Genomic DNA, 3,840 nt, shown 5'->3' on the forward strand with positions numbered 1-3,840 from the left:
CCGACGGGGAGCCCAACGACCGCCATAGCGCGTGGGACATCGTCCAGCGCATGGCGGCGGCGGGCATCGAGACGGTCGGCATCGGGATCTCCTACGAGGTGTCGTGGTTGTTCCCGACGCATGTCACGATCTCGAGGCTGAATCAGCTCAAGCCCGAGCTGATGCGCATCGCTCGCCAGCTCCTCATCGCGTGATCGCATCAGGCCAGGGATGGCGTCCCACCGAACGCTGCGGGCAGGCGAGGCCGCCCACCCGGAGAGACGATTCGAACCCCAACAGCGGCAACCCCGGCTCGCCGGCGGTTGCCCCGTGCCGGCCCGCGTCGGCAGGGGACAGCCGACGTGCTGCCGTATCCACGGTCGCGACCTGTCAGCGCGCACCTAGACCCGCCACGGGAGCGGGGTCCGTTCTGGACCGAGAACCCGATTACCCCAAGTCGGCAGAGCCGGCCCATCCCAAGCCCAAGGGGCGCATCCGCTCCGACGGGGACGGTGTGCCCCCAAACGAAGAGGAGCACGCCATGCGCAACGAAGAAAAGAGCGCACTGATCCAGGCCGGTATCGCGCGGATGCGCCCGGCGGCCCGAAAGCAGCGCAAGCGGTTCGATGGCGGCGATCTGTTCTTGGCCCTCGCGTTCCGCACCGACGACCAACTGAAGTCCATTGCCCGCGCCTGCGGCTTGTAGCCGCACCGCAACCCAAATGCGCCGCGTTCGCGGCGCCATCCACCACAGACGCAGCCGGGTATCCCCCGGCCCCATCGCACGACGGCGCAGCGTACACCGCCGTGCTCAACCCATGTGTCGCAGCCCGCCCGGGCTCGCGATATCAGGAGAGGACACCATGCAGAACAACAGCCAACAAGTCCGCCTCGACGTGGACCCAGGCAACCTGCTCCGCACCCTGCGGCAGGCATTCTCAGGCTCGACGACCTTCATCGGTGAGCTCATGCAGAACGCCCGCAGAGCAGGCGCAAGCCGGGTAGCCTTCGCGACACGCTCGCTTGATTCGAGCGACGCCACAAGCGCCGGCGATGAACCGCTCCTCGACGTCGTCGTGACGGATGACGGATGCGGCATTGAGAGCGTCGAGTCGCTGCTCTGCGTCGCCCGCTCCAAATGGGATCCCGAGACCATCGCGCTGGAGGCGCCCTACGGCGTGGGGTTCCTGTCCGCGCTGTACGCGGCGACTCGCGTATGCGTCGAGTCGAGCGAGTTCCGCATCGATGCCGACACCGAAACGCTGCTCGCGGGCGAGCACGTCACCGTGCATCCCAGCCCCCGTCGCACGGGGACCCGCGTCACGCTGCTCGGCGTGAACGTGGGCGCTTGGAGCACGGAGCAAGCGCGGGCACTGATCAAGGCAGAAATCGAGCGCCAGGGGAAAGGCTTCCCCATCGCTGTCTCGTTGGACGGACGGGACATTGCCCGTCCCCACGCCATGGAGGCGGAGCAGTTCGCGCTGACTGGTCCTGGGTACATCTCCATCCCCGGGATTCACGTTGAGCGCGGCGCGCTGGACGCCGGCAGCATCGCGCACTTGCTGCGCCTCGGCCCGACTACCTACCTGAATGGACAGCCGGTTTGGCTGCATCGGGGTGGTGTCCGCTCGCGGTCCGGGGATGGCAGGACGATCGTCGTGCACCTCGATCCGCAGCGTGTTCAGGCGCGCTGGCCCGACCGTGACTACCTGTACGACGCGACGGAAACCGGTTCCGCGGTCGAGCAAGCGCTCAGCGTGCAGGTGCGCCGCTTCCTTGCGGACCGCAAGGCACGGTACGTCGCCGGAGACGTCTCTGAGCGCACCGGCGCACAGGGCGAGCTGGACTTCATCGCCGCATGGTTGCCGCTGTTCAGCTACGCGGAAGATCTCTTTCGCGAAGCGGGCTGTCTCTATGCCGGGCTGCTGGTGAAACCGGACTATCCGGTAATCACGCTGGAGGGATGGGAGTACGTGAGTCCGCTGCACTGGCTGGAGCGCATCCCCGAGGGCTTTAGCAGGGAGCAGATCGAGTGCGGGCAGGTCGTACTCGTCGAGATCTCGGGGTCGTTCGACCCCGAGGAGCATGCCCTAGCGCTTATGGCGGCCTATGCGGGTGAGCACGTCTACGGCGTGACGGACCCGAGCAAGCTGCCCAAGTGGGCCTTGCGGCACCTGGTGCGCGACGAGGATCTCGTCGTGCGGGTGACGGACGTCATGGGAACCCTCGAGCGCTATCCCGCAGCGACGCTTTGCGCTGATCCGTGGCTTGTCTTCTGCGCGGCTTATCGCATCGAGACCCGCGTTGGGCGTGTCCTCGCCGAGATCAAGGAAGATGCGATGTACCTCCACTATCCGAACGCGATTCCAGACGGCGTCCTGCGGGGTGACATCGGCCTGCCGACGCCGAACGACGCTGGCGGCATCCTGCTGATCCCCGAAGGCGGGTGTAGCACAGACGTCGTGCGGCAAATGGATGACTTCATACGCGACGAGCGGTTCGAGCAACAGCAGGTGGAACTGGAAGAAACCCGTCTCGCGCTCGTGCTGTCCGCACGCCGCAGCAGTCCCGCGAAGACCGCGGAGCAGCTCATCCGCACGATGAACACGAAGTGGTGTCATGTCCTCGCCGGCCACTCCTTCCGGCTTGTCTTCGACGAGCAGGGGCTGGCCCACGTCGAGGAGGGCGGCGCCTAGTGCCGACCGCGCCGCCCCGCAGCCCATGCGGGGCCGCGGGGCGGGCCCGTGTTGGCCCGAGGCCGTCGCGCAACCCGCACCGCGAACGCGCACGAGCGGCGCAGGAGTAACGAGAGTGAAGCAATACCGCTACGCCCTTGAGGCCGATATCGATGTCGCGCCACCGACGCCCGCGGACCTGCGCCGCGAGATGGAGGCCAGCGACATCGAGGAGGCCGCCGAAGCAGCGGCCGAGAACGGAGACCGCGAAAGCGGGGAAAGCCCAAGTGAGCAGAGCGTCTGGATCTTGGACCCAGACACTGAGCAGATCGTCGAATGCATCGTTTACATGGAACTGGAGCCAACCTACCGCGCGACGCGGTACTGACGGCACCGGTGCGCAGCCCACCCGGGCGACAGCGAACATCGCCGTCGCCCGGGTGCCGAGGCGCGCTCGCCGTGCGGCTGTCACATATGAAAGCCGCACCGCCAGCGCGCTTTGCCCCACTTGACGCTGTTCAGGCTGGCACGAGGCGCTAAGCCCCACCGGAGGGCGCCGCAAGGCAGAAACCGGACGACCCCAGAGGCCAAGCGTCACCCAACGCGGCCGCAACCAACCCAAACCCACGGGGAGACATCCCCGCGGGGGCGTCTCCCCGAAGAGAGACGTCGTGAAAGACCAACTGCAGTATTCCCTGCCTCTCGAAGCGCTGGCAGAGCGCAGAGGCTCCATGCCCGAAGCCGATCAGGAGCTCATCGGCCGCGCGATCCGCTGCCTAGAAGAGCGGTACCTGGTGAAGCGGGATCTCGTGAACAGCCCAGATCTCGCTCGCGACTTCGCACGCCTACACCTGACAGGGCTGACCTATGAGGTGTTCGCCGTCCTATGGCTGGACGCTCGTATGCGGTTGATTCGCTACGAGGAGCTGTTCCGGGGCACGATCGACGGCGCGAGCGTGCACCCCAGAGAAGTGGTGCGCAAGGCCATCAGACATGGCGCCTGCGCGTGCATCTTCGCTCACAACCATCCCTCGGGTAACCCGCAGCCGTCGGCAGCGGACATCCGTCTCACCAGGCGCCTTCAGGATGCGCTGTCCCTCATCGACGTGTCGGTGAAGGATCACTTGGTCGTCGGGGACAACGGCGCTGCCTCGCTCGCAGAGAGCGGGCACCTGTAGCGGGCGGC

4 protein-coding genes and 1 pseudogene are annotated in these 3,840 nt (G+C 66.8%); all 5 read left to right on the top strand.

Features of this window, described 5'->3' with window-relative positions; all coding sequences use genetic code 11:
- Positions 1-194 (top strand): annotated as a pseudogene (locus I6U14_RS16860) (VWA domain-containing protein); the annotation flags it as partial.
- Positions 195-520: 326 nt separating this feature from the next.
- Positions 521-685 carry a hypothetical protein gene (locus tag I6U14_RS16865; protein WP_296900830.1) on the top strand — a complete coding sequence of 55 codons (165 nt, stop codon included), beginning with the start codon at positions 521-523 and terminating at the stop codon, positions 683-685.
- A 157-nt stretch (positions 686-842) separates the two neighbouring features.
- Positions 843-2,675 (top strand): hypothetical protein, encoded by a 1,833-nt coding sequence (locus I6U14_RS16870; RefSeq protein WP_296900832.1) that lies wholly within the window; start codon positions 843-845, stop codon positions 2,673-2,675.
- A 115-nt stretch (positions 2,676-2,790) separates the two neighbouring features.
- On the top strand, positions 2,791-3,042 hold the full coding sequence (locus tag I6U14_RS16875; protein WP_296900834.1) for a hypothetical protein: 252 nt from the start codon (positions 2,791-2,793) through the stop codon (positions 3,040-3,042).
- A gap of 343 nt (positions 3,043-3,385) precedes the next feature.
- Complete coding sequence (locus I6U14_RS16880; protein WP_296900836.1) at positions 3,386-3,832, top strand: RadC family protein; 447 nt, start codon at positions 3,386-3,388, stop codon at positions 3,830-3,832.
- Positions 3,833-3,840: the final 8 nt, after the last annotated feature.

Origin of the sequence: Thiohalocapsa sp., from assembly GCF_019695415.1 — a bacterium.
In the GTDB taxonomy this organism is placed as follows: Bacteria; Pseudomonadota; Gammaproteobacteria; order Chromatiales; family Chromatiaceae; genus Thiohalocapsa.

Bases quoted from the DNA above. Each gene is read 5' to 3' on its own strand.
- I6U14_RS16865 (WP_296900830.1), top strand. From the start codon at position 521: ATGCGCAACGAAGAAAAGAGCGCACTGATCCAGGCCGGTATCGCGCGG.
- I6U14_RS16870 (WP_296900832.1), top strand. From the start codon at position 843: ATGCAGAACAACAGCCAACAAGTCCGCCTCGACGTGGACCCAGGCAAC.
- I6U14_RS16880 (WP_296900836.1), top strand. From the start codon at position 3,386: ATGCCCGAAGCCGATCAGGAGCTCATCGGCCGCGCGATCCGCTGCCTA.